Here is a 23,507-nt window from a genome sequence, read left to right as displayed (position 1 = left end):
ACGGAAAATCGAAGACAGCCGGGAAACCCCCGAAAGAACGGGCCGGGCGATCAAGACAGGGACGGGTGTGTCGGTGGCCGGCGGCCCGGTCGGGGGGCGCATCAGATCGCTACGCGGTTTCGCACGTCTCAGCGGCTGCCAGCCGCCTGTGGCCGGACCTACGCCGCCACCCTGAGTACGTGCTTCGGCATGACGGCCCTTCTCATAGCATCGCCCTACATGACCACCGTAGTTGTGACGATCGCTCTGGCCTTTTGCGGATACGCAGCCACCTACCTCAACAGCATGCGTCTGTCACAGCGCCAAGAGCGCCTAGCCCGCTTGAATCGCCAGCTCAGCGACTTCTACGGGCCACTCTTTGCGCTCACCGAGGCGAACAGCCGCATTTTCGTTGCGTTCATGGAACGCAATGCCCGTCCTGACGGCAAGTCGCCCTTCGCGCATGAGATGCCACCGTCCGAGGAGGAGCTCGCCGAGTGGCGCTTGTGGGTCAGGACCGTCTTCCTCCCGAATATCCGGGCCATGCGTGACCTCGTCATCAGACACGCTGACCTCCTGAGCGAGCCAGAGATGCCGCCCATTCTGCTTCAGCTGTGCGCTCACGTGTCCGGCTACGAGATCACAGCCGCCCGTTGGGACCAGGGGAGCTACGACGAGCACCTCTCCATCGTGGCCTTCCCCAGTGAAGAGATGGCCGCATACGCACGGCGCGGGTTCGCTGACCTGAAACAGGAGCAGGGCCGCCTGCTCGGGCGACGACGGACTCGCTGACCATCGCCTTGGGTTCGGGGAACCGGCACTGGTAGGGGTGGCGTCCATCGATACGCAAGATCGACAGCGGATCCGAAGGAGTTCGGCGTGACGGGCACGGCCACGCGGTACCTCTATCTCGTCCGGCACGGCGAAGCGTTGCCGGACGAGAGCGGGCTGACGGAGGACGGCCACCGGCAGGCCACGCTGCTCGGACGCCGGCTCCAGGGCATCCCCCTCACCGCTGTCCATCACGGCCCGCTGGCCCGGGCCGAGCAGACCGCACGCTTGATCGGCGACCAGCTGAAGAACGTTCCTCTGCACTGCTCGGAAGCTGCCGGTGACTACGTCCCCTACATGCCGCAGAGGGAGGAACTCCCCGCAGAATCCGCAGACTTCTACCTCCGCTTCCTCGAAGGCGCCTCCGCCGAGGAGCGGGAGCACGGACCCACGCTGGTCCGCCGGGCGATGGACCTGTTCACCGGTCCGGTGGACGGCGAAGAGGACCGGCACGAACTGGTCGTCACCCACAACTTCCTGGTCGCCTGGCTCGTCCGGGATGCCATGTACGCACCGAAGTGGCGCTGGCTCGGCCTCAACCACGGCAATGCCGCGCTGACGGTCATCCGATACGCACCCGGTCGGCCCGCCTCCGTCCTCTGCTCCAACGACATGCGCCACCTGCCCGCCGAACTGCGCTGGACCGGCTTCCCGCCCGAGTTGCACGTCTGAGTCCACCCGCAACGCCCGTGCCGAAGCGTGCTCGGGTCTGCGGGTGCGAGCTCCAGACAGCGGTCAGTCGCCCTCCTCGAGAAGCACGAGACGGTCGATGGCGGCTTATGTCCGGCCCCGGACGGCCGGCAGCCGCTGAGACGCACGAAACCGCGTAGCGATCTGATGCGCCCCCCGACCGGGCCGCCGGCCACCGACACACCCGTCCCTGTCTTGATCGCCCGGCCCGTTCTTTGGGGGGTTTCCCGGCTGTCTTCGATTTTCCGTGGCGGGACGGTCGGTCAAGGGTGGCCGCAGGCCATCGCGCAGCGACGCGACGAAGGAGCGCCCTTGAGGGACCGTCCCGCCACGGAAGACGATGAGACCGACGGGAAACCCCCGAACCCCCTCTGATCCCGCCCCACTGGCTTCCGCCCCCGAAGCCCCCGCCGCACCGACCGCAGCCGACCCGCGTTACGCCCCGCCCCCTGCGGGTATTGGCCTCCGCGGGAGAGGGGAGGGAGTGCGGTGCGCGCTGCTGCCGTGCGGAGGTTGGGGCAGGGGGCGGCCGGGGCCGGCGTGGTCGTGACGCTCGCGGTGGCCGGGTGGTTGGTGTGGCTGCTACCCGGGCCGCAGATGGCGGCGGTGTTCGGCTTCGGGCCCGTGGACGGGGTCGTCTCGATCCACAAGTGCTACGAGGCCACCGACGCCGAGGGCTATGCGACCGGTACCGACTGCACGGGTTGGTACACCCCCCGGCGGTCCGGGGAGCCGGGGCGCGAGATCGTGCTGGACACGGCCGGCGACGAGTACCGCTTCGGTACCGACGTGGAGGTCAGGACGGCGCGGGGAAAGGCCTACGAGCTCTCGGGGAGCGCCGTATTCAACTTCAGTACCGCCACCGGCCTGCTCCTCGTGCCGTTCCTGACACTGGCGTCCTGGCTGTTCTCCTGCGCGCGCCACGGCAGGGTCGAGGACGGCGAGCTCTACTTCCTCGCGGCCATGGCCGGTCTGCTGGCCGCCATCGTGCTGGGGGCGGTGGCCGGCATGGTGGTCGGGATCGGCACGTTCGTCTTCTGACGGTCGCGGCCCCTCGGCTCGCTCGGGGGCTCGTACGCCGAGCCGTCGGCGATCAACGAGCGCGGCACCGTGATCGGCCGGGCGACGGACGCGAACGGGACGTGGAAGGCCGTCCGCGCCCCGCACGGGAAGAAGCTCAAGGCCCTGCCGTCCCAGGACCTGGGCGCGCGAGCGGTGAGCGTCAACAACTCCGACGTCGTGGTCGCGAACGTCAAGGACCGCTCCCTGCGCTGGAGCGGAACAGGCACCGCCATCACCGAACTCGAACTGCTGCGGGGCAGCGGCCACACCTTCGTCCGGGGCATCAACGACGCGGGAACCAGCATCGGCAACTCCGACGAGCGCGCCGTGACGTGGGACGCGCAGGGGAAGGTCACCGCGCTGCCGACTCCTGGCGGCCTCGACAAGGCCGATCCGGTCGCGATCAACGCGGCCGGAAGCATCGCGGGCAACCTGGCCGACGCGAGGGGCTGGCCGGTCCAGTGGCGGGCGGTCGTCTGGCGGTAGCGGTTGTCGATCCCGCCTGCCGGACCGACCTACTCCGGCAGGCGGGCCGCGGTGATCCCGTCCAGGAACGCGGTCCAGCCGGCGGGGGCCACCGAGAGGTGGGGTCCGGCCGTCACCTTGGAGTCGCGGACGTGGACGGTGCTGGGGCAGGCGGCGACCTCGACGCACTGGCCACCCTCGCCGCCGCTGTGGCTCGACTTCCGCCAGGCGAGCGCCACCTCGACGCACTCGCCTCCCTCGCCGCCGCTGTAGCTGCTCTTGAACCACGCCAAGTCGGTGGTGTTCATCCTGCATCTCCCAGCATCTTCTCGATCAAGGCGAAGGATTCGTCGGGCGCGAGCGCCTGTGCCCGGATGATCCCATAGCGCTCGGCCATGACGCGTACCTGGTCAGGGTCGGTGATCAAGTGCGGTTTGCCGTAGGCCTCGTGGTAGGCGATCTGCTGGCGGCCCTTGGGGTGGAGCAGGGTGAACGAGCCTTCCATCGCCGTGTGCGCACCGCGCCTGTACGGCATGACCTGGAGTTCCACCGTACGCAACTGGCCGATTTGTAGAAAGCGTTGGAGCTGTTCGCGGTGGACTTCCGGGCCACCCACTGTTCGTTCCAGCAAGTTGTGGTCGAGGACGAAGCTGAAGGTGGGGGAGGGCCAGCGTTCGAAGACCTGCTGGCGGTCCAGCCGGTCCCGTACCCGCTTCTCGATCGTCTCCTCGTCCAGGAGCGGGCGGCGCTGGGTGAAGACCTCACGGGCGTGGCGCTCCGTCTGGAGCAAGCCCGGAACGCCCTGGTGTCCGTACGCGTGGAGGGCCTGCGTGACGGCCTCCGCCTCCGCATAACTCCGGAACCAATCCGGATGCCGCGTCCGGGCCCGCTTCAGCGCCTCCTTGACCTCCGGGATCGCCACCAGCAGGACCCCTCGCGCCTGGAGGATCCGGTCCGCGCGTTCCAGGAGGTCCGGCTGCGGGGTGCGGACGCCGCGCTCGATCGCGCCGATGAGGTCCTCGCCGACGTTCAGGCGGGTGGCGAGTTCCTTCTGGAGGAGGCCGGCCGCCTCGCGGAGGGTTTTGATCTGTTTGCCCAGGGCGCGGAACAGGTGGGCCGTGCCGTCCGCCTCCACCGGGCGTTCGGGGCGTTCTTCGCGGTCTGACAGGTCGTTCATCGGCTGAACCGCCCTCATCCGTACGGGCCGTACACGAACAGGCCGACGTCCCTACGGATCACCGTCGTAGCGCCGCCGTCACTGGAAAGCGTAAGGCGCGGTCGCCACGCTCGGTGAGGTGACGACCGAATTGAGTGACATGGCACTGGCCTTCCGGCAGCGGTTCAGTTCGACGCGCCGCGGGGCCCGGCTCGCCCGGCGGCTCGCGCAGGCGCAGCTGGCCTTCTGGGGCGTGCCCTACGGCTGCGCGCTCTCCGACGACGTGGGGCTCGTCGTCGGGGAGCTCGCCGCCAATGCCGTACTGCACGGGCGGGTGCCGGGGCGGGACTTCGAGCTGCTGATGGGGTACGACGGAGGACAGAACGTGAGGGTGGCGGTCAGTGACACCCGGGACGACACGAGGCCGCCGGGGGAGCCGCCGGTGGTCGATCCGTGGTCGGCGGAGGGCGGGCGGGGGCTGCTGGTGGTGCAGGCGCTGGCGCGGGAGTGGGGCGTGGCGCCGAGGGAGCCGGGGAAGACCGTGTGGGCGGACCTGACGGGCACGGGCACGGGTGCCCGGTGACCCGCCTCGGCGCGATGCGACCTACAGGGCGGGAGCGGGGTCGGGGGCGGGGAGGGTGGCGGGGTCGGGGGCCGTGGTGATCGGAGGCCGGGTGGGCGCGGGCTGCGGACGGTGTCTGCCGGGCGGGCGTTCGATCGCGAAGGCCTCGGCTGTTCCCGCGGTCACGTTGCTGTCGACGTAGCCGGAGACGGCGTACACGCAGCTGCTCTTCGTCCGCTTGGGGCACGGTGCCGTGGCCGCCGCCGCGTTGGTGCCGTCCTCCGTCAGGGGCGTCAGGGACAGCCAGGCGTTGGTCTCCGTGCCGTACGCCTCGGCGACCCACCCTGCTGGTGGCGGGGAAGCGCTACGACTCCGTGCTGTTCGGCATGGTGCGTGAGGAATGGCCGGGCGCTGAGGGCCCGGCCTGATCGGCGGGGCGCCGGCCCGGGGCTGGCTCCATGGCCTTCACAACGCCGCCGCCCCGGCCCCCGAACGTCGTGTGCGGGGGCCGGGGCGGCGGTGTGTCCTGCGTGGGCCGGTTGGTCCTACGGGTTGGTGAAGTAGCCGAGGAGGTCGGTGACGACGTGGTTGCCGCCGCCCCAGCTGTTGAAGACGCTGACCTTGCCCGATCCGACCGGGGTGGTCACGTGGTTGGGGACCGTGACGCCGGGGAGCGTGTTGAGGCTGCTGGCGCCCGGGAGCGTGCCGCCGAAGGCGTACGCCGTCAGGAAGCCCGGGCCGGTGGTGTCGGTCGCGGTGACGTTCAGGACCGCGCCCACCGCGTTCGCCGGCAGACCGGAGACCGTCGTCGTGGCACCCGGGGCGAGCTTGCCCGTGGTGCGGGTGTCGGCGAGACGCTTCGGGGCGACCGGCTTGAACAGCGCCTTGCCGTCCTTTCCGTAGTAGCCCACCGCATCCAGCACCAGGTGGGTGGAGCCGGAGTTGGTGAAGAGGGTGATCGTGCCGTCCGGGCCGACCGGCACGATGGCCTGGTTCGACTTGTCCTTGCCCGGCTCCAGGTTCAGGTTGGAGGTGGCGGTCCGCTTCGCCGGGTTGGGGTAGGCGATCACGTGCGCCGCCTCCGTGGAGCCGGTGCCGGTCAGGTTGAAGGCGACGGCGGTGGCGTCGGCGGGGATGCCGCCCACGCCGGCGACCTTGACCGTGCGGGTCTTGCCGCCGGTGAGCGCGCCGCCGCTGGTGCGGGTGTCGAGCAGCCGGGTCGGGGCGAGCGGGCTGAACCGCTGTCCGATGTTGGGCTGGTAGTAGCCCACGAAGTCCACGATGATCGACGCCCGGCCGGAGTTGAGCTGCATCAAGGCCCCGTTGTAGCCGCTTACGGGGACCGTGACCGTGTTGGACGTGGTGGCGCCGGCCCGGACGTTGACGTTCGAGGTCGCGGGACGGTCCTGTCCTTCGGGCCAGACAGTGAGGTGGGTGTCCTCCAGGGCGCCGGTCACGGTCACGTTGACGACGACCGCGGACATGCTGCCCGAGAGCGGGAACTCGGGCCGGTCGAGCCCGATGGGCAACTGCATCGACAGGGGTTCGCCGCCCGGCATCGAGGGGGTGTCGTCGCGGCTGTCGTAGAACCGGAACGGCTCGACCGCGACGTAGCCGGACGCCGCGTAGTCGGCCTTGACCGTGCGGCTGGAGGCGGACGTGGCACCCTGGGAGTCCTGGGCGGTGACGGTCACCGTGTAGTCGCCGGGGGTCCGGTAGGTGTGCGTGAGCCTGGACAGGTCGGAGACGCGCTCGGTGGTGCCGTCGCCGAAGTCCACGTCGACGCGGCTCAGCGGCCACGGCGCCGTGGTGGCCGACGGGTCGACCCGGAAGGTCAGCGGGGAGATGCGCTCGATCGGGTTGTCCGAGGTCGGCAGGACCGACTCGGCGGTGAAGGACGTGGTCAGCGCGCCGGCCGCGGTCACCTTGAGCTGCTGCTCGGCGAAGGCCTTCCTCCCGGCGGCGTTGGATGCGGTCACCTTGACCACGCACGCGCACGGAGAGGCGTAGACGTGCGAGGCGACGGCCTGGGCGGCCTCGCCCTGCCGGGTGACGACCGGGGTGCTCCCGTCGCCGAAGTCCACGCTGTACGACATGCCGGTGGGCCATTGGCTGTTCGACGAGGCCTTCACCTCCACCGTGGTGCCGACCGGGGCCCAGGCCTGGTCGACCGACATGGTGACCGTGCTCAGGTAGTCGTGTGTCTCGCCGGCTCCGCGGTCGAGGAACCCGCCGTCCTTGCCGGTGTTGGCCACGCGGGGGTCGTCGATCGGGCCGAAACCGGCGATGTCCAGGGAGGTCAGCGCGCCCGGCGCCGTCGCGTCGGCGGAGTCGACGAGGGCGGCGTTGACGTCCGCCGGGTTCAGGAGGTCCTGTCCGCCCTGGCCGGTCGCCGCCCGGAACTCCGAGGGGGTCTTGTAGCCGGTGCCCGCCCAGTGGTACGGAGCATCCGTGATCTCGGGCTGGCGGTTGAGGACGTTGTAGTCGGCCCGGGTGCCGGCCGCCGCGCTCTGCGCCACCAGGAGACCGTGGCGCGGTGGGCCGGGCGTCGGGCAGGAGAGCTGGGAGCCCTGGGCGATGATCAGGTTGTTGAACACCGAGGTTCCGGTGGAACCGCCGCTGACCGAGATGCCCGTACCGCAGTAGCTGGTGACGTTGTTGTTGGCGATGGCCGTGCCGGGGGCGTCCACCACGGAGATCGCGGGCCGGGAAAGGCTGTGGCCGACCCTGTTGCGGCTGAGGACCGTGCGCTGGGCGCCGGCTCCGATCTGCGCAGAGATGACGGTGCTCCGGCTGACGCGTACGTCCGCGCTTCCGGCACCGATCACGAGCTCGCGCAGAATCTCGGACGTCTCCACGGTGATGTCGCTGGAACGCTCGACCTTGGCGCCGCTCCGCGTACTGATCCCACGGAACACGAGGTGGGAGGCGCCGTCGATGGTCAAGGCGCCGCCCAGATCCGCCTTCCGGACGCTGCCGGTCTCGGTGGTGAAGGTGATCGGCTTGCCCGGCTGTCCGGAGCGGTCGATCGTGAGGGCTCCGGGGTAGGAGCCCGCCGTGATCCGCACGGTCTGGCCCGGTTCGGCCGCCTTGGCCGCCGACTGGATAGAGCAGAACGGGGTGTTCTGCGTTCCGGTGCCGGTGTCGGAGCAGTTGGCGTTCTCGCCGTTGTTCACGAATAGTTCGGTCGGTGCCTCGGCGGCGGAGACCGCCGGTATGCCGAGGATGGTGACGAGGCCCGCGGTGAGCAGGACCGCCGCACGAGTAGGACGTACCAACAGTTTTCCTTCGAGGACGGCCCGTTCCCCCCGAAGGGCACCAGGCGCATGAGACACAGAGATGCCGCTCATGATCCCTTGTCGGGCAGCCGTTTGTCACCAGGGAATTGAACGTGCTCAACGCTGGTTTCACTCAGGGCTAGCCGGCCCGGGAACACCCGCAACCCCCGCAGCACACCGGAGCCCCGGCCCCCGCACACCGCGGAGGCCGGGGCTCCGGCCGTTCGGCACTCCGATCCGAAATGGCGCCCATCGGGGCAATACGGGCAAGGAGTTGGGGTCTCTGTGCGTTCGGTCATGAGACCGTGGTGAAGCCGAGACGAATGGTGCGTCACATCTGGCGGACGGACGGCGAGTCGGGTTCGAATACCTGATAGACAGTGGATATTCACGGCTAGACCGGCCGTAGACCTTTGACGGCTCCTGGGGGGATCGCCGCACTGTGAAGCCGCTTCACCGTCACCTCGTCAACACCTCGCGCAAGGTCCTGTGCACGGCCGCCCTCGCGGCCAGCCTGACCACCGCCGCGGTCGTGACCAATCCGTCGACCGCCGACGCGGGCGAGTCCGAGCCGACTCCGGACAGCCCGCAGGCCGCCGACCGCGGTGACGCCCGGCTGGACCTGCCCGACATCGTCGCAGACCCGCCGCCCGCCGGCGCGGGCGCGCAGGAGGGGGCCAGCGGGATACCCGCGACCGCCCTCGACGCCTATCACCGTGCCGAGCTCTCGGTGGCGGCCGCACTCCCCGGCTGCAAGCTGCCCTGGCAGCTGCTCGCGGGCATCGGCCGGGTCGAGTCCGTCCACGCCTCCGGCTACGGGCTCAAGGCCGACGGCTACACCGAGAAGCCGATCCGCGGCCCCCGCCTCGACGGCAACGGCTTCGCCGAGATCCGGGACACCGACAAGGGCGAGTGGGACGCGGACACGGTGTACGACCGTGCCGTCGGCCCGCTCCAGTTCATCCCCTCCACCTGGACCACCTGGGGCGCCGACGGCAACGGCGACGCCAAGCGCGACCCGAACAACATCTACGACGCGGCGCTCGGCGCCGGCCTGTACCTGTGCGCGGGTGACCGGGACCTCTCGAACCAGGCCAAGCTCGACGAGGCGATCCTCAGCTACAACCGGTCGCGCGAGTACGTGAACACCGTGCTCGGCTACATGCGGCAGTACCAGAACGGCGGCGCCGCCGAGGTTCCGAACCCGCCGGCCGGGAACTACCCGCCCCAGCAGCCGGGCACCACTCTGCCGACCCCGCGGCAGAATCCGGTCACGCCGACCCCGACGCCCAAGCCGACGCCGACGCCGACGCCGACCCCCACCCCGACGCCCACGCCCACGCCGACCCCGACTCCGACCCCGGAGAAGCCGGCCCCGCACCTGCAGGATCTGACGCCGCTCGACGGGCCCGGCCTGACGGCCGAGGCCGGCGCGGCCTTCACCGTGATCCCGAAGGTCAAGCTGGTCCTGAGCGACGGCAAGCCCGCCGCCGACCGCGAGGTGATCTTCGCGGTCGAGGAGGACACCACCGGCGGCACGCTCTTCGGGGCGGAGAAGTCCCTGGTGATCAAGACGGGCGCCGACGGCATCGCCGCCGCGCCCGGCCTGAAGGCGGGCACCAAGGCGGGCACCTTCAAGCTGCGCGCCTCCGCCTACGACACCACGACCAGGCTCACGGCGAACTTCGAGGGCCGCGTCACGGTGACGGTCGCCGACAAGCTGGCCCGCCCGGAGGGCTCGAAGCCCCTGGAGACGGTCGCCGGTACGAGCCTCACGGGCGTGCAGGTCCTCGCCACGGCCGCCGGGAAGGCCGTCGCGGGTACGGAGGCCGTCGCCGACCTGGTCGTGAAGGACGCGGACGGCAAGTGGGTCCCGGTGGACCCGGCGGCCGCGAAGGGTCCGTACTTCAAGGACGAGGACGGCAAGAAGGTCTTCGGCCGGGTGCTGCCCAAGACGGGCGCCGACGGCAAGATCGTCCTGCCGGAGCTGTTCACCACGGACGTGCCCCCGGGCACGTACTCCCTGCGTCTGACCACCAAGGAGAACGTGACCCTGATCCTGGACATCAAGATCACGGCCCCCACCCCGACCCAGCCCCCGGCCTAGAGCCGAACCGGCCCGCCGCCCCTGGCGGCCCCGGGCCCCGGCCCGTACGGCAGTGGCCCCCGGCACCGTCCCACGGTGCCGGGGGCCCCTGCCGTACCCCGCCCACCGCGCCCCGGGAGGGAAAAGGCAGGAGCCCTGCCGCTCTGCTCGCGCAGAGGGGACAGGGCTCCTTGGGTACTGCATTTCCAACCCGCGATGAGGTTGGCCCAGGCGACTAGGCCGGGGTGACGTTCTCCGCCTGCGGGCCCTTCGGACCCTGCGTGACGTCGAAGTTCACCTGCTGGTTCTCCTCGAGGGAGCGGAAGCCAGCAGCGTTGATCGCGGAGTAGTGGACGAAGACATCCGGGCCGCCGCCGTCCTGGGCGATGAAGCCGAAGCCCTTTTCAGCGTTGAACCACTTCACGGTTCCGGTAGCCATGAGCCCTCCTATGGGCCAAAGGGTCGCCCTGCTCCAGAACCTGCTAAGAAGTCTGAAAACTACAAAAGCCTGCGGGTCACATTCTCCGCAGGCCTCGTACTGCAAGGGAAACCAAACTGCAACTTGCGGTGAGCCTAGCACGCACCCTGCGGCGGAGACCAGAGGGAAAGATCACGTCACCCGGACGTTTGAGACCCGCCCGAAGGCTGACGCGGACACGGGGGCTAGTCTCGCGATGTGGACGTCTACCGCAGCCGGCCCCGCGTCGGCCACATTCAGTTCCTGAACTGCCTTCCCCTCTACTGGGGCCTGGCCAGAACCGGCACGCTGCTGGACCTGGAGCTGACCAAGGACTCCCCCGAGAAGCTCAGTGAGCGCCTCGTCCAGGGGGACCTGGACATGGGCCCGATCACCCTCGTGGAGTTCCTCCGCAACGCCGACCAGCTCGTCGCCTTCCCCGACATCGCGGTCGGCTGCGACGGTCCCGTGATGTCCTGCGTGATCGTCTCGCAGGTCCCGCTGGAGCAGCTCGACGGCGCCCGCGTCGCCCTCGGCTCCACCTCTCGTACGTCCGTACGGCTCGCTCAGCTGCTGCTTTCCGAGCAGTACGGGGTACGGCCCGACTACTACACCTGCCCGCCCGACCTCAGCGTGATGATGCAGGAGGCGGACGCGGCCGTGCTGATCGGCGACGCCGCGCTGCGCGCCTCCCTCCACGACGCACCCCGGCTCGGGCTGACCGTGCACGACCTGGGGCACATGTGGAAGGAGTGGACCGGACTGCCGTTCGTCTTCGCCGTCTGGGCCGCCCGCAAGGACTACCTCGCCCGTGAGCCCGGTGTCGTGCGCGAGGTCCACGAGGCCTTCCTCGCCTCCCGGGACGTCTCCCTGGAGGAGGTCGCCAAGGTCGCCGAGCAGGCGGCCCGCTGGGAGGCCTTCGACGCGGACCTGCTGGAGCGGTACTTCACGACGCTCGACTTCCGTTTCGGCCCCGATCAGCTGGCCGGCGTACGGGAATTCGCACGCCGTACGGGACCCACGACGGGGTATGCCGCGGATGTCGCCGTGGAGCTGCTGAGCTCCGTGGTCCAGGAGTGCTGACCGGGTTAACCGGACGGCAGCCCATTGGGTCGCTCGGACGATTGCGAAGTTTCCCGGGAATTCACGCCTTTTTGCATTTCTCATCGCGGAAGGGAAATGCAAAAGGGTGACCGGGCCCTTCCCCCGCGCCCGCACGGCCTAGGCTGCTGCTCGAACGGGTGGCACAAGGTGCCCGGGACCACGGGGAATTGGGGGACGCGATGCAGCCGCTCGAAGCCGGTGAGCCGCGGACCATCGGCGCGTACCGGCTGCTCGGCCGGCTCGGCGCGGGTGGCATGGGCCGGGTCTACCTGGGGCGCAGCGCGGGCGGCCGGACCGTCGCCGTCAAGATCGTGCACCCGCATTTCGCCGCCGACGAGGAGTTCCGGGCCCGGTTCCGCCGCGAGGTGGAGGCGGCCCGGCGGGTGGGCGGCGAGTGGACCGCTCCGGTGCTGGACGCGGATCCGGAGGCTCCGGTGCCGTGGGTGGCCACGGGGTACGTGGCCGGGCCCTCCCTGGACCGCGCGCTGGCCGCGCACGGGCCGCTCCCCGAGAACTCCGTACGGGCCATCGGCGCGGGTCTGGCCCGCGCCCTGGTGGCCGTGCACGGGCTGGGCCTCGTCCACCGGGACGTGAAGCCGTCGAACGTGATGCTCACCCTCGACGGGCCGCGACTGATCGACTTCGGGATCGCGCGGGCCACGGACGGCACCGCCTCGCTCACCTCCACCGGGGTTTCCGTCGGCTCGCCCGGCTACATGTCGCCCGAGCAGATCCTCGGCAAGGGCATCACCGGGGCGGCCGACGTGTTCTCGCTCGGCGCGGTCCTGGCCTTCGCGGCGACCGGGCAGCCGCCCTTCACCGGGGACAACTCGGCCACCCTCCTCTACAAGGTGGTGCACGAGCCGCCCGAGCTCGGCGCGCTGCCGGCCGGCGAGCTGCGCGAGCTGATCGCGGCCTGCCTGGCCAAGACGGCCGCCGACCGGCCGTCCCCGGAGGCGGTCGCCGCGGCCCTCGCCGGGGCGCTGGGCGCCCCCGGCTGGCTTCCCGCGCCCTTGGTGGAGCAGGCCAGCCGGGCCGCGGTGGCGCTGCTGGACCTCGACGCGGACACCTCCGGGGGCGGGTCCGACGCGTCGGCGGGCCGGGGCTTCGGGGCTCCGTACTCGCCGTACGCGGACGACCCGTCCGGGCCGGTGCCGTTCACGGCCGCCTCGTACGGAGGCCCCGCGGGGGCGGGGAGCTTCGGGCCGCCCGGCCCCGCGTACGGGGGAGCGGGCGCCGGCTCGCCGTACGGCGCCGCGTACGGCGGCTCCGGCTCCGCCGGTACGGGCGGCGGGGTGGCCGGGGCGCCGACCGCGACCACGGACGCCCCCGGTGGATCCGGCCCGTACGCAACCCCCGGCCCGGGAACCGGCGGCGGGGGGCTGCCCGGGCAGCGGACCGGCGCGGAGGGTCCGGGGCGGCAGGTCACCGTCAGGGCGGCCGGCCGCCGGTTCAGCTGCACCCTGGTCCTGGCCGCGGCGGCCGCGCTGGCGGTGCTGTCCGGCGGTCTGTACTGGCTGGACGTCCTGCCGGGCCGGGGCGGCGGACAGCGGGACCTGGCCGGGGACACCCGGCCCTCCACCCCGGCTCCGGCCGCGTCGAGCGTCGCCCCGGGCGCCACCCCCAACGGCACCCCGACCCCGGGCGGGAGCGCCGCCGCCCCCAAGGGGACCCGCCAGGACGTCCCCAAGGAGCTCGTCGGCACCTGGAAGGGCACGGTCACCACCGCCCGCCTCGGCCTCCCCTCGGAGTTCGAGATCACCATCAAGGCCGGCCGCGTCGGTGAGGTCGTCGGCCGGGACAAGTCGGTCCTCGCCGGCCTCGGCACCGACTGCAGCGGTGACTGGAAGCTCTCCTCCGCCACCGACCGCTCGCTCGTCCTGGACACCTCGGGCGGCACCAACCCGGCTCCCGGGGTCTGTTCCAACGGCTCCGCCGACGAACGCTTCACCCTCAACGCCAACGGGACCCTCCACTACAAGTCGGGCGACGTCCCGGCCGGGAACCCCGAGGGCGACCTGACCCGAAGCCCGTGACGGGGCGCGGGAACCCCTGGCGTAGGCTGGATCGGTCCGGACCTTGACACAGACACACCGCCGAAAGGTGACTCACCGGTGACCGACCAGGCCGTTCTCCAGTCTGTCCTCGACCGCGCCGCCGCGGGGGGCCGGATCACCAAGGAAGAGGCGCTCGACCTCTACCGCCACGCGCCGCTGCACGCGCTCGGCCAGGCGGCCGACGCGGTGCGCCGCCGCCGCTACGCCGGTACCGAGCACATCGCGACGTACATCATCGAGCGCAACATCAACTACACGAACGTGTGTGTCACGGCGTGCAAGTTCTGTGCCTTCTACGCGGCCCCCAAGGACGCGAAGAAGGGCTGGTCCCGCGACCTCGACGACATCCTGCGCCGCTGCGCGGAGACCGTCGAGCTCGGCGGCACGCAGATCATGTTCCAGGGCGGGCACCACCCGGACTACGGCGTCGAGTACTACGAGCACCACTTCTCCGCCATCAAGAAGGACTTCCCGCAGCTGGTCATCCACTCCCTCGGCGCGTCCGAGGTCGAGCACATGGCCCGCATCTCGGGCGTCTCGGCGGAGGAGGCCATCCAGCGCATCCACGCGGCCGGCCTCGACTCCTTCGCGGGCGCCGGCGCCGAACTGCTGCCGGAGCGGCCGCGCAAGGCGATCGCCCCGCTCAAGGAGTCCGGCGAGCGCTGGCTGGAGATCATGGAGATCGCCCACAAGCTGGGCGTGGAGTCCACCTCCACCATGCTGATGGGCACCGGCGAGACCAACGCCGAGCGCATCGAGCACATCGCGATGATCCGGGACACGCAGGACCGTACGGGCGGCTTCCGTGCCTTCATCCCGTACACCTACCAGCCCGAGAACAACCACCTCAAGGGCCGCACCCAGGCGACGATCTTCGAGTACCTGCGCATGATCGCGATCGCGCGCCTCTTCCTCGACAACATCGCCCACGTCCAGGGCTCCTGGCTGACCGTCGGCAAGGAAGCGGGCCAGCTCTCGCTGCACTACGGCGCCGACGACCTCGGCTCGATCATGCTGGAGGAGAACGTCGTCTCCTCGGCCGGTGCCAAGCACCGCTCCAACCGCCAGGAGATCATCGACCTGATCCGCAAGGCGGGCCGCACCCCGGCGCAGCGCGCGACGACCTACGAGCACCTGCTGGTGCACGACGACCCGGCGAACGACCCGGTCGACGACCGCGTCGTCTCGCACATCTCCTCCACCGCCATCGAAGGCGGCACGGCGCACCCCGAACTGAAGCTCATCTCCACGAACTGACGCGTCCGAGACGATGCTGACGCTTCACACCGCCGAACTCCTCGTCCCCGGCCCGGGTTCCGCACCGCTGCCCGGCGGTGCGGTCCTCGTCGAGGGCGACCGGATCGCCCGCGTGGGACCGTACGAGGAGCTCGCCGCGGCCCTTCCGCACGCGCGCACCCGCCGCTGGCCCGGGGTGCTCACCCCGGGGCTGCAGGTGCGCGGGGCGGACGAGCTGCTGGAGCGGACGTACTACCCGGACGACCCGTACGAGGTCCCCGAGCTCGGCGCCGACCCGATCAGCGGCGAGGCCGGGCTGGACGCCCTGAAGATGACCGAGGCGCGGTGGGGCAACAGTGCCCGGCGCGGCACGCAGAAGCTCCTCGCGCGAGGGGTGGTCGCGGTGTGCGGCCGCTTCACGATCGCGTCGGTGCGCACGGCGGTGACCCGTTCGGGGCTCCTGATCCTGCCGCCGGCCGCCTACGAGGGGCGGCCCGCCCTGGATCCCCTCGCCGGCCGGGACACCGCCGGTGAGGCCTTCCACGGGCTCCTGGAGCCGGGCGCCGCGGCCCGCTTCGCGGTCTTCGCGGTGGCGGACGAGGCCGAACTGCTGGACCGGGGCGCCACCACCTGCGTGGCCACGGTCATCGGTGGGCGACTGCTGCACCGCCGTCGCTGAGGGAGCCGTCCCCGGCGCGCCGGGTGGCCTCGCGGGCGAGGGCCGCCAGCAGACAGGCCTGCAGGCGGCTGATCCCGCCGAGCTTGGCCCGTATGTTCACGACGTGGAACTTGACCGTGCTGACGGACAGTTGCAGCTCCACGGCGAGTTCCCGGTTGGAGGCCCCGGTGGCCAGGCACAGGAACACGGCCGACTCCTGCTCGGTCAGCTGTGCCTCGGCGGACTGCGCGTCGGCGGGCAGGGCCTCGCCCGTCGTCTGCGGCCCGGCCGGTTCCCCGTACGACTCGTACGAGGGGAACCACGAGGGGACGCTGAAGCTGACGACGCGCACGAATTCCACTCCCCCCGAACCGCCCTCCTGCGGGCGGCTCTCCCCCTTAAGGGACGCGTGGACCAGACAGGTAGGTTCCATTGGCGTCGTACGGCCACGCGTTGGCCTTGCAGCCGTTCAGGCCCTTGATCTGCTGCATCATCGCGGGCGCGGGCTTCCCGGGGGCCGGGCAGCTCTCGTGCTCGCGGCCTATCTCGTGCCCGACCTCGTGGTTGACGATCAGCGCCCGGTACTCCTCCACGGGCCCGTTGAACTGCGGCGAACCCTCCTGCCAGCGCTTGAGGTTGACCACGACGGTGTGGCCGGCACGGCAGTTGGTCTCGCCGATGAGCTCGGGGGTGACCACGTCGCACAGCCGGTCGGTGGTCGTGGGCGTCGCGATCTTGACGGTGAAGTCCACCGGCTGGCCCGCTCCGACGAGCTGGAAGCCGTACGCCGGGTCCCGGGTCCAGCCGCGCGGATCCGAGAGGATCGCCTCGACCGAGCGGGCGGCCGACTCCGGATCGACCCCGCTGCCCTCCTCGACCTCGATCCGCCAGCGCAGCGCGGGACCCTTGCCCTTCGCCGCGCCGCCGGTGGTGGAGCCGGTGAAGACGCCCGGACGGGCGGGCGTCGCGGCGCCCGAAGGCGTGCCCGACGGCTTCTGGGAGGGCGCGGCGGAGGACGGGGACGGCGAGGGGGACTGCTGGCCGCCGTTGGGGACCGGGTTCCCCGCGCCGTCGGCGGACTCCCCGTCCTGCGGCTCGGGCTGGACCGCGGCCCGCCCCCCGGCTGCCGCGGCGCTCTCGTCCTGGGGGACCAGCGCGTACGCGGTCGCCGAGACCGCGACGAGCGCGGCCGAGCCGAGGAGGAGGGTGCGCCGCAGCCGCTTGCGCCGCTCGGCCCGGCGCCTGGCGCGCGGGCCGTTGCGGCGGGAGCGACCGGTGGAATGGCCTGCCGGCATCGTGAAGCCCTTTGCTCGTGGCGGCCGCCACGGATCCGGCCGCTGATCAGCCCCATGATCCATTGGGTGACCGTCACCGGGCCGCACCGCCCCCCAGTCAACGTGCCCCGGACCCCGGGCGGAACTGTCCTTCGGACCAGTTTCCCCCACCCGGCCGGGGGCCCGGCCCGTGCAGGCCGGGGCGGCCGCCGGGGGAGGCGGCACCGGCGGGGGCGTCGCGGCCTGAGAGGATGGGGCCGTACCCGCCGATCCGCATCGCACACCGAGGGGCGAACGCCAGTGACAAGGGCCTCCCTGGACAAGCAGCCGCACGAAGTCGCCTCCATGTTCGACAGGGTCGCGGCGAACTACGACCTGACCAACGACGTGCTCTCCCTCGGCCAGGACAGGGTGTGGCGCAAGGAGGTCGCGAAGGCGGTCGGCGCGCGTCCCGGGCAGAAGGTCCTCGACCTGGCCGCCGGCACCGCGACCTCCTCGCTGCCCTTCGCCGCGACCGGCGCGTACGTGGTCCCCTGCGACTTCTCGCTGGGCATGCTCCAGGAGGGCAAGAAGAAGCACGCCTGGCTGCCGCTGACCGCCGGCGACGCGACGAAGCTGCCGTTCAAGGACGGCGTCTTCGACACCGTGACGATCTCCTTCGGCCTGCGCAACGTCCAGGACACCGACGCCGCCCTGCGCGAGCTGTACCGGGTCACCAAGCCCGGCGGCCAGGTCGTGATCTGCGAGTTCTCGCAGCCCACGTGGGCCCCGTTCCGGACCGTCTACACCGAGTACCTGATGCGCGCGCTGCCGCCGGTGGCCCGCGCCGTGTCGTCCAACCCCGACGCGTACGTCTACCTCGCCGAGTCCATCCGCGAATGGCCCGACCAGCCCGCGCTCGCCGCGCTGCTGCAGAAGGCCGGCTGGTCCAAGGTCGCCTGGCGCAACCTCAGCGGCGGCATCGTCGCGCTGCACCGGGGCACCAAGGACTGACCGCCGTGCCCGACGCCGCCCCCACCGACTACGGGCCCCTGCTGGAGCGGATCGCGGCCGACATCGCCCCGCTGCTGGGCAGTGGCACGCCCGCCGAGTACATCCCGGCCCTCGCCGAGGTGGACCCGCGGCACTTCGGGATGGCCGTCGCCGACCTCGACGGCAACGTCTTCGGGGTGGGCGACTGGCAGGTCCCCTTCTCCGCGCAGTCCATCACCAAGGTCTTCGCGCTCGCCCTGGCCCTGGCCGAGGGCGGCGACAGCCTGTGGGAGCGGGTCGGCCGGGAGCCCTCCGGCAACCCGTTCAACTCGCTCGTACAGCTGGAGTACGAGAACGGCATTCCGCGCAACCCGTTCATCAACGCGGGCGCCCTCGTGGTCACCGACCGGCTCCAGACCCTCACGGGCGACGCGAGCAGCGAACTGCTGGAGTTCCTGCGGCAGGAGAGCCAGAACCCCGCCATAGGCTTCGACGCCGAGGTCGCGGCCTCCGAGCAGGAGCACGGCGACCGCAACGCGGCCGTCGCCCACTTCATGGCCTCGTACGGGAACATCGACAACCCGGTGCCCGCACTGCTGGAGCACTACTTCTGGCAGTGCTCCATCGAGATGACCTGCGCCGACCTGGCCCGCGCCGGACGCTTCCTGGCCCGCCACGGGCTCCGGGCGGACGGCTCGCGGCTGCTGACGCGCAGCGAGGCCAAGCAGATCAACGCGGTGATGCTGACCTGCGGGACGTACGACGCGGCCGGCGAGTTCGCGTACCGCGTCGGCCTGCCGGGCAAGAGCGGCGTCGGCGGCGGCATCGTCGCGGTCGTCCCGGGCCAGTGCGTCCTGGCGGTGTGGAGCCCGGGCCTCGACGCCCGCGGCAACTCGGTCGCGGGCGTGGCCGCCCTCGACCGCTTCACGACCCTGACGGGCCTGTCCGTCTTCTGAAGCGCGGCTTCCCACACGGAGCTCCCCGCCGGCGGGCTGGAATGGCGCAGCCCCGGCTGCACATCCAGCCCCTCCGGCGTTTGAGGAGCGGGGGCTGGGGCGGAGCCCCAGGGCCGGGCGGAGCCCGGTCACTCGCCCCGCAGGGACAGGGCGTAGCGCCGGCCCGGGTTGCCACCCGGCGTGGTGAACTCCTCGGCCAGCTCCATCCCGAGCCGCTCCGCCACCGCCACGGACCGCGCGTTGCGGGCGTCGATCATCGCCACCACGTGCGGGACCCCGGCCACCCGGACCCGGTCCAGCGTGGCCAGCGCAGCGGCGTACGCGTAACCCCGGCCCCACGCCGAGCGGCCCAGCCGCCAGCCGATCTCGATCTCCCCGACCGGCCCCCACTCCTTCTCCCGGGGCCACGGCTGGGCGCCGGTGAAGCCGATCACCGTGCCCTCCCCGTCCAGCAGGGTCCACAGGCAGTAGCCGAGCTGGGCGTCGTGCATGCGCTGGCGCGCGGTGAACTCCTCGTACGCGGACAGTTCCGCGGGACCCCCGAGGAACTCCATGACGTCGGGGTCGGCGAAGACCGCGTGCCAGGCGTGCGCGTCCTCGTCCGTGGGCACGCGGAGCTGTACGGCGGGAAGCGGCCGGGTCGGCGAGGTGGTCATCGGAGGCACCCTTCGGATCGTGATCTCTCTCGCTGCATAGACTGCACATGTCCGGTGCCGTTGGGCACCCTTTATCGAGCCTTCGGGAGACCCCGCAGTGACCGAGCTCCTCTCCGAACACTCCGCGGACGTGATCGTCGTCGGGGCCGGGCCCGCCGGCTCGACCACCGCCTACTACCTCGCCAAGGCCGGATTGGACGTCCTGCTGCTGGAGAAGACGGCGTTCCCGCGCGAGAAGGTCTGCGGTGACGGCCTCACCCCGCGCGCCACCAAGCAGCTGGTGGCCATGGGCATCGACATCTCGGAAGAGGCCGGCTGGCTGCGGAACAAGGGCCTGCGCATCATCGGCGGCGGCCAGCGGCTGCAGCTGGACTGGCCGGAACTCGCCTCTTACCCGGACTACGGACTCGTCCGCAAGCGCGACGACTTCGACGAGACCCTCGCCCGCCAGGCGCAGAAGGCCGGCGCCCGGCTGTACGAGCGCTGCAACGTCGGCGAGCCCGTACGCGACCCGCGCACCGGCCACATCACCGGCGTGCAGGCGAAGCTGGGCGAGGAGAAGACCCCGGTCACCTTCCACGCCCCGCTCGTCGTGGCGGCCGACGGCAACTCCTCCCGGATCTCCCTGGCGATGGGCCTGCACCGGCGCGAGGACCGCCCGATGGGCGTCGCCGTCCGCACGTACTTCACCTCCCCGCGGCACGACGACGACTACCTGGAGTCCTGGCTGGAGCTGTGGGACCGGCGCGGTGCCCAGGACCGGCTGCTGCCCGGCTACGGCTGGATCTTCGGCATGGGCGACGGCACGTCCAACGTCGGCCTCGGCATCCTCAACTCCTCCTCCGCCTTCAAGGAGCTGGACTGGCGCGAGGTCCTCAAGGCGTGGTGCGCCTCGATGCCCGCGGACTGGGGCTACACCCCCGAGAACATGACGCAGCCGATCCGCGGCGCGGCCCTGCCGATGGCCTTCAACCGGCAGCCGCACTACACCAAGGGCCTGCTGCTGGTCGGTGACGCGGGCGGGCTCGTCAACCCGTTCAACGGCGAGGGCATCGCGTACGCCATGGAGTCGGGCCAGATCGCGGCCGACGTCATCGTGCAGGCGCACGCCCGGGCCACCCCGGCCCAGCGCGAGCTGGCGCTGCACAACTACCCGAAGGTGCTCAAGGAGACCTACGGCGGCTACTACACGCTGGGCCGCGCCTTCGTGAAGCTCATCGGCAACCCGAAGGTCATGAAGGTCGCCGCGCAGCGCGGCCTGACCCACCCGGTCCTGATGCGGTTCACGCTGAAGATGCTGGCCAACCTGACCGACCCGACGGGCGGCGACGCGATGGACCGCATCATCAACGGCCTGTCGAAGGTGGCCCCGAAGGCCTGAACCGGGCGGCGGCGCCCGCGCGGGCGCCGCTCGTTCAGTCCTCCGCGGTCGTGGCTTCGGCCGCGGACGCGTACGGGTCCCGGTCGGGGCCGGTGTCCGGGCGGCCGTGGACCGTACGGACGCACCTCGCCAGCAGCACCAGCCCGCACAGCAGCAGCACGCCCGAGGCGATCCAGCCGAGCCCCAGCGTGAGCGGGTGCCCCGGCTTCTGCCAGGGGCGGGCGGTCGTCAGCAGCCAGCCCCCCACGGCGAGCAGGCCGAGCCCGAGCGCGGCCGGGACGGCGGTGGGGTCGCCGGCGCCGTGGGACTCGTACGGCTTCGGGTTCACGGGACCAGCACCTCCGGTGACGGGTCGGCTCTGACGGTCAGGGTGCCGCCGCTATCTTCTCAGGGCCTCGGCCGGTTCCACACGGGCCGCCCGCCAGGCCGGATAGAGCCCGGCCAGCAGCCCGGTGACCAGGCCGACGAGCGGGGCCGCGGCGACGGTGACCGGGTGGATCACCGGGGTCCAGTCCCGGGCGAGGGACACGGCGACCACGGTCAGCTCGCCCAGCGAGGTCCCGACCAGCCCGCCGAGCGCCCCCAGGGCCGCGGACTCGGTGAGGAACTGCGCCGAGACGTGCCGGCCGCGGGCGCCGAGCGCACGGCGCAGCCCGATCTCGCCGGTCCGTTCCAGCACGGCGACGAGCGTGGTGTTGGCGATCCCGACGGCCCCGATGACCAGGCAGATCCCCGCGAGCAGCAGGAAGAGCGCGCTCAGGTCGGACGTGACGCCGGAGCGCAGCGTGCGCGGGTCCGGCGGCGGGACGGCCTTGAGGTACTCGGGATGGTCGGGGCGCAGCGCGAGCGGGGCCAGGTCGGCGACCTGCCGGGCGGCCCCGAGCTCGGTGGCGATCAGCATGCTCGCGGAGCCGGGCGACGGGGGACCCCACAGCTGCTCCGCGGTGGTGCGCGGGACGAGGACCGACATCAGGTGCTCGGGCCGGCGCTCCAGGTCGGCGACGATGCCGCCCACGGTGAAGGGCTCCTGGCCGATGTAGAGGGCGGGCCGGGTGGCCAGGGTGGTGATCCCGAGGCGGGCGGCGAGCCCGCTGCCGATGACCACGACGCGTTCGTGGCCGCGCTCGGCGAAGTCGTCGTAGAGCCGCCCCTGCTGGAGGGTCGGCACGAGGGCGGCGACGGCCCCGGGGGAGGCGGCGACGACGGCCGCGCCGGTGGTGGCCTCGCCGGCGCCGGACGGCAGGGGGCCGACGGAGGTCCGCGAGTCGAGCCGTACCGTCCACATCACCCCGGCGTGCTCGATGCCCGCGACCGCGCGCAGCCGGCGTTCGGCATCGGCGGGGAAGCCGGGACCGGCGAACTCGTCCTGCCGGCTGGCGACGTCCTCGATGCTCACCTCGGTGGCGGTCAGGACGTTGAACCGGCCGTCGATCTGCGAGGAGATGGTGGCGGTGAGGCCGAGCACGGCCACGAAGCTGCCGACGCCGAGGACGGTGCCGAGGGCGGTGAGCGCCGCCCGGCCGGGGCGGCGCAGCATGCCGGCGACGGCCTCGGACAGGGCGTCGCGGACGGACAGCCGGGTCGGTTCGACGGTGCTCACAGGTGCAGCCGCCCGTCGCGGATGGTGACGGTCCGGCGGCCGCGCCGGGCCACTTCGAGGTCGTGCGTGATGACGAGAACGGTCATTCCGGAGCCGTGGAGTTCGTCCAGCAGCCCGAGGACGGAGGCGGCGTTGGCGGAGTCGAGGTTGCCGGTCGGCTCGTCGCACAGCAGCAGCGAGGGCCGCCCGACGAGGGCGCGGGCGATGGCCACGCGCTGCCGCTCACCGCCCGACAGCCGCCCGGGCACGGCGCCGGCCCGGTGCCCGAGACCGACCTGGTCCAAGGCCTCGCGGGCCCGTACGAGGCGCTGGGCGCGCGGAATTCCGGTGTAGAGCATGGCGAGGGTGACGTTCTCCAGGGCGGACCGGTGGGGCAGCAGGTGGAAGGACTGGAAGACGAAGCCGATGCGGCGGCCGCGCAGGGCGGTGCGCTCCCGGTCGGGGAGGGCCGCGGTGTCGATCCCGTCGAGGAGGTACCGGCCGGTGGTGGGGGAGTCGAGCAGCCCGGCGACGTTGAGGAAGGTGGACTTCCCGGAGCCGGAGGGGCCGACGACGGTGATGAACTCGCCGCGCCGGACGAGCAGCTCGCAGGGGTGCAGCGCCTCGACGGGCGGCGGCCCGGGGTAGGTGAGCCCGACCCCACGAAACTCGATCACGGGGACGGCCTCGACGGCGCGCGCCCCGGCCCCGGCCCGGGCATCGGGCGCTTCGGCCCCGACCGCGACCCCGCCCCCGGCTTCGGCCCCGGCCCGGGCCTCGGATGCCTCGGCTCCGGCTCTGGCCTCGGCTCCGGCCCGGGGCCCGGGCGCCTCCGCCCCGACGCCGACCCCGGCCTCGCAAGCTCCGGCTCCGGCTCCGGCCTCGACGGCGGGCGCCCCGGCCCCGGCCTGGGACCCGGGCGTTCGGGCCCCGGCCCCGGCCCCGGGCGTTTCGGCCGGGTCCCCGACCCCGGACTGGGCCCGGCACTGGGCCTCGGCCCCGAACTGGCCTTCGGCCCCGAACTGGACCTCGGATGCCTCGGCTCCGGGCCGGGGCTCGGCCGCCTCG

The 23,507-nt window shown here is 72.0% G+C and carries 24 protein-coding genes; 13 read left to right on the top strand and 11 right to left on the bottom strand.

What is annotated here, in order from left to right; all coding sequences use genetic code 11:
* The first annotated feature begins 219 nt into the window (after positions 1–219).
* From RIU97_RS17055 to RIU97_RS17040, 4 genes are all read left to right on the top strand, one after another.
* A complete protein-coding gene (locus RIU97_RS17055) occupies positions 220–771 on the top strand; it encodes a hypothetical protein (RefSeq protein WP_404957646.1) in 552 nt (183 codons plus the stop codon).
* A gap of 87 nt (positions 772–858) precedes the next feature.
* Complete coding sequence (locus RIU97_RS17050; protein ID WP_404957644.1) at positions 859–1,482, top strand: histidine phosphatase family protein; 624 nt, start codon at positions 859–861, stop codon at positions 1,480–1,482.
* 507 nt (positions 1,483–1,989) lie between these two features.
* On the top strand, positions 1,990–2,541 hold the full coding sequence (locus RIU97_RS17045) for a hypothetical protein (protein WP_404957642.1): 552 nt from the start codon (positions 1,990–1,992) through the stop codon (positions 2,539–2,541).
* 69 nt (positions 2,542–2,610) lie between these two features.
* Positions 2,611–3,048: a hypothetical protein gene (locus tag RIU97_RS17040; protein ID WP_404957640.1), complete on the top strand. Its 438-nt coding sequence runs from the start codon at positions 2,611–2,613 to the stop codon at positions 3,046–3,048.
* A gap of 29 nt (positions 3,049–3,077) precedes the next feature.
* On the opposite strand, the gene RIU97_RS17035 is transcribed toward RIU97_RS17040, so the two are convergent.
* The gene (locus RIU97_RS17035; RefSeq protein ID WP_404957638.1) at positions 3,078–3,335 is read right to left on the bottom strand and encodes a DUF397 domain-containing protein; all 258 of its coding nucleotides are present in this window, start codon (positions 3,333–3,335) and stop codon (positions 3,078–3,080) included.
* The gene (locus RIU97_RS17030; protein ID WP_404957636.1) at positions 3,332–4,204 is read right to left on the bottom strand and encodes a Scr1 family TA system antitoxin-like transcriptional regulator; all 873 of its coding nucleotides are present in this window, start codon (positions 4,202–4,204) and stop codon (positions 3,332–3,334) included. Before RIU97_RS17030 ends, RIU97_RS17035 begins: the two co-directional genes overlap by 4 nt.
* Positions 4,205–4,343: 139 nt before the next feature.
* On the opposite strand from RIU97_RS17030, the gene RIU97_RS17025 reads away from it, so the two are divergent.
* Entirely contained in the window at positions 4,344–4,766 is a 423-nt protein-coding gene (locus RIU97_RS17025) for an ATP-binding protein (RefSeq protein WP_404962864.1), read from the top strand.
* Between the two features lie 21 nt (positions 4,767–4,787).
* Here the strand turns inward: RIU97_RS17025 and RIU97_RS17020 are convergent, their stop codons facing one another.
* Complete coding sequence (locus tag RIU97_RS17020; protein WP_404957634.1) at positions 4,788–4,964, bottom strand: hypothetical protein; 177 nt, start codon at positions 4,962–4,964, stop codon at positions 4,788–4,790.
* A gap of 326 nt (positions 4,965–5,290) precedes the next feature.
* Positions 5,291–8,023 carry a PKD domain-containing protein gene (locus tag RIU97_RS17015; protein WP_404957632.1) on the bottom strand — a complete coding sequence of 911 codons (2,733 nt, stop codon included), beginning with the start codon at positions 8,021–8,023 and terminating at the stop codon, positions 5,291–5,293.
* A 442-nt stretch (positions 8,024–8,465) separates the two neighbouring features.
* On the opposite strand from RIU97_RS17015, the gene RIU97_RS17010 reads away from it, so the two are divergent.
* Positions 8,466–10,130, top strand: coding sequence for a lytic transglycosylase domain-containing protein (locus RIU97_RS17010; protein ID WP_404957629.1), 1,665 nt, complete (start codon positions 8,466–8,468; stop codon positions 10,128–10,130).
* Between the two features lie 214 nt (positions 10,131–10,344).
* On the opposite strand, the gene RIU97_RS17005 is transcribed toward RIU97_RS17010, so the two are convergent.
* Positions 10,345–10,548: a cold-shock protein gene (locus RIU97_RS17005; RefSeq protein WP_250977180.1), complete on the bottom strand. Its 204-nt coding sequence runs from the start codon at positions 10,546–10,548 to the stop codon at positions 10,345–10,347.
* 237 nt (positions 10,549–10,785) lie between these two features.
* On the opposite strand from RIU97_RS17005, the gene RIU97_RS17000 reads away from it, so the two are divergent.
* From RIU97_RS17000 to RIU97_RS16985, 4 genes are all read left to right on the top strand, one after another.
* Complete coding sequence (locus tag RIU97_RS17000) at positions 10,786–11,649, top strand: menaquinone biosynthesis protein (protein WP_319727705.1); 864 nt, start codon at positions 10,786–10,788, stop codon at positions 11,647–11,649.
* Between the two features lie 200 nt (positions 11,650–11,849).
* Complete coding sequence (locus RIU97_RS16995) at positions 11,850–13,706, top strand: serine/threonine-protein kinase (RefSeq protein WP_404957626.1); 1,857 nt, start codon at positions 11,850–11,852, stop codon at positions 13,704–13,706.
* Positions 13,707–13,784: 78 nt separating this feature from the next.
* The gene (gene mqnC, locus RIU97_RS16990) at positions 13,785–14,984 is read left to right on the top strand and encodes a cyclic dehypoxanthinyl futalosine synthase (protein ID WP_404957624.1); all 1,200 of its coding nucleotides are present in this window, start codon (positions 13,785–13,787) and stop codon (positions 14,982–14,984) included.
* A 13-nt stretch (positions 14,985–14,997) separates the two neighbouring features.
* Entirely contained in the window at positions 14,998–15,642 is a 645-nt protein-coding gene (locus RIU97_RS16985) for an imidazolonepropionase-like domain-containing protein (protein ID WP_404957621.1), read from the top strand.
* Here the strand turns inward: RIU97_RS16985 and RIU97_RS16980 are convergent.
* Together RIU97_RS16980 and RIU97_RS16975 are read right to left on the bottom strand one after the other, a co-directional pair.
* The gene (locus tag RIU97_RS16980) at positions 15,608–15,973 is read right to left on the bottom strand and encodes a response regulator transcription factor (protein ID WP_404957619.1); all 366 of its coding nucleotides are present in this window, start codon (positions 15,971–15,973) and stop codon (positions 15,608–15,610) included. The two genes, RIU97_RS16985 and RIU97_RS16980, sit on opposite strands and share 35 nt — an antisense overlap.
* Before the next feature lie 46 nt (positions 15,974–16,019).
* A complete protein-coding gene (locus RIU97_RS16975) occupies positions 16,020–16,916 on the bottom strand; it encodes a DUF3152 domain-containing protein (RefSeq protein WP_404957617.1) in 897 nt (298 codons plus the stop codon).
* Positions 16,917–17,195: 279 nt separating this feature from the next.
* Here RIU97_RS16975 and RIU97_RS16970 point away from each other — a divergent pair, with 279 nt between their 5' ends.
* Both RIU97_RS16970 and RIU97_RS16965 read left to right on the top strand, forming a co-directional pair.
* Positions 17,196–17,888 carry a demethylmenaquinone methyltransferase gene (locus RIU97_RS16970; RefSeq protein WP_404957615.1) on the top strand — a complete coding sequence of 231 codons (693 nt, stop codon included), beginning with the start codon at positions 17,196–17,198 and terminating at the stop codon, positions 17,886–17,888.
* A gap of 38 nt (positions 17,889–17,926) precedes the next feature.
* Entirely contained in the window at positions 17,927–18,823 is an 897-nt protein-coding gene (locus RIU97_RS16965; RefSeq protein WP_404962863.1) for a glutaminase, read from the top strand.
* Between the two features lie 128 nt (positions 18,824–18,951).
* Here the strand turns inward: RIU97_RS16965 and RIU97_RS16960 are convergent, their stop codons facing one another.
* Complete coding sequence (locus RIU97_RS16960; protein ID WP_404957613.1) at positions 18,952–19,479, bottom strand: GNAT family N-acetyltransferase; 528 nt, start codon at positions 19,477–19,479, stop codon at positions 18,952–18,954.
* Between the two features lie 97 nt (positions 19,480–19,576).
* On the opposite strand from RIU97_RS16960, the gene RIU97_RS16955 reads away from it, so the two are divergent.
* Positions 19,577–20,860 carry a geranylgeranyl reductase family protein gene (locus RIU97_RS16955; protein ID WP_404957611.1) on the top strand — a complete coding sequence of 428 codons (1,284 nt, stop codon included), beginning with the start codon at positions 19,577–19,579 and terminating at the stop codon, positions 20,858–20,860.
* Between the two features lie 34 nt (positions 20,861–20,894).
* Here the strand turns inward: RIU97_RS16955 and RIU97_RS16950 are convergent, their stop codons facing one another.
* From RIU97_RS16950 to RIU97_RS16940, 3 genes are read right to left on the bottom strand one after another with little or no spacing between them, the layout of a single operon-like run.
* On the bottom strand, positions 20,895–21,188 hold the full coding sequence (locus RIU97_RS16950; protein WP_404957609.1) for a hypothetical protein: 294 nt from the start codon (positions 21,186–21,188) through the stop codon (positions 20,895–20,897).
* Between the two features lie 51 nt (positions 21,189–21,239).
* A complete protein-coding gene (locus RIU97_RS16945; RefSeq protein ID WP_404957607.1) occupies positions 21,240–22,460 on the bottom strand; it encodes an ABC transporter permease in 1,221 nt (406 codons plus the stop codon).
* Positions 22,457–23,116 carry an ABC transporter ATP-binding protein gene (locus RIU97_RS16940; RefSeq protein ID WP_404962862.1) on the bottom strand — a complete coding sequence of 220 codons (660 nt, stop codon included), beginning with the start codon at positions 23,114–23,116 and terminating at the stop codon, positions 22,457–22,459. Before RIU97_RS16940 ends, RIU97_RS16945 begins: the two co-directional genes overlap by 4 nt.
* Positions 23,117–23,507: the final 391 nt, after the last annotated feature.

It is taken from the genome of Streptomyces sp. 147326, from assembly GCF_045000215.1.
Taxonomy (GTDB): Bacteria; Actinomycetota; Actinomycetes; order Streptomycetales; family Streptomycetaceae; genus Streptomyces.
The sequence above is the reverse complement of the archived record's forward strand: the minus strand, read 5'-3'. Positions and strand labels throughout refer to the sequence as shown.

Bases quoted from the DNA above. Each gene is read 5' to 3' on its own strand.
- RIU97_RS17055 (WP_404957646.1), top strand. From the start codon at position 220: ATGACCACCGTAGTTGTGACGATCGCTCTGGCCTTTTGCGGATACGCA.
- RIU97_RS17035 (WP_404957638.1), bottom strand. From the start codon at position 3,335: ATGAACACCACCGACTTGGCGTGGTTCAAGAGCAGCTACAGCGGCGGC.
- RIU97_RS17030 (WP_404957636.1), bottom strand. From the start codon at position 4,204: ATGAACGACCTGTCAGACCGCGAAGAACGCCCCGAACGCCCGGTGGAG.
- RIU97_RS17025 (WP_404962864.1), top strand. From the start codon at position 4,344: ATGGCACTGGCCTTCCGGCAGCGGTTCAGTTCGACGCGCCGCGGGGCC.
- RIU97_RS17005 (WP_250977180.1), bottom strand. From the start codon at position 10,548: ATGGCTACCGGAACCGTGAAGTGGTTCAACGCTGAAAAGGGCTTCGGC.
- RIU97_RS16995 (WP_404957626.1), top strand. From the start codon at position 11,850: ATGCAGCCGCTCGAAGCCGGTGAGCCGCGGACCATCGGCGCGTACCGG.
- RIU97_RS16985 (WP_404957621.1), top strand. From the start codon at position 14,998: ATGCTGACGCTTCACACCGCCGAACTCCTCGTCCCCGGCCCGGGTTCC.
- RIU97_RS16975 (WP_404957617.1), bottom strand. From the start codon at position 16,916: ATGCCGGCAGGCCATTCCACCGGTCGCTCCCGCCGCAACGGCCCGCGC.
- RIU97_RS16960 (WP_404957613.1), bottom strand. From the start codon at position 19,479: ATGACCACCTCGCCGACCCGGCCGCTTCCCGCCGTACAGCTCCGCGTG.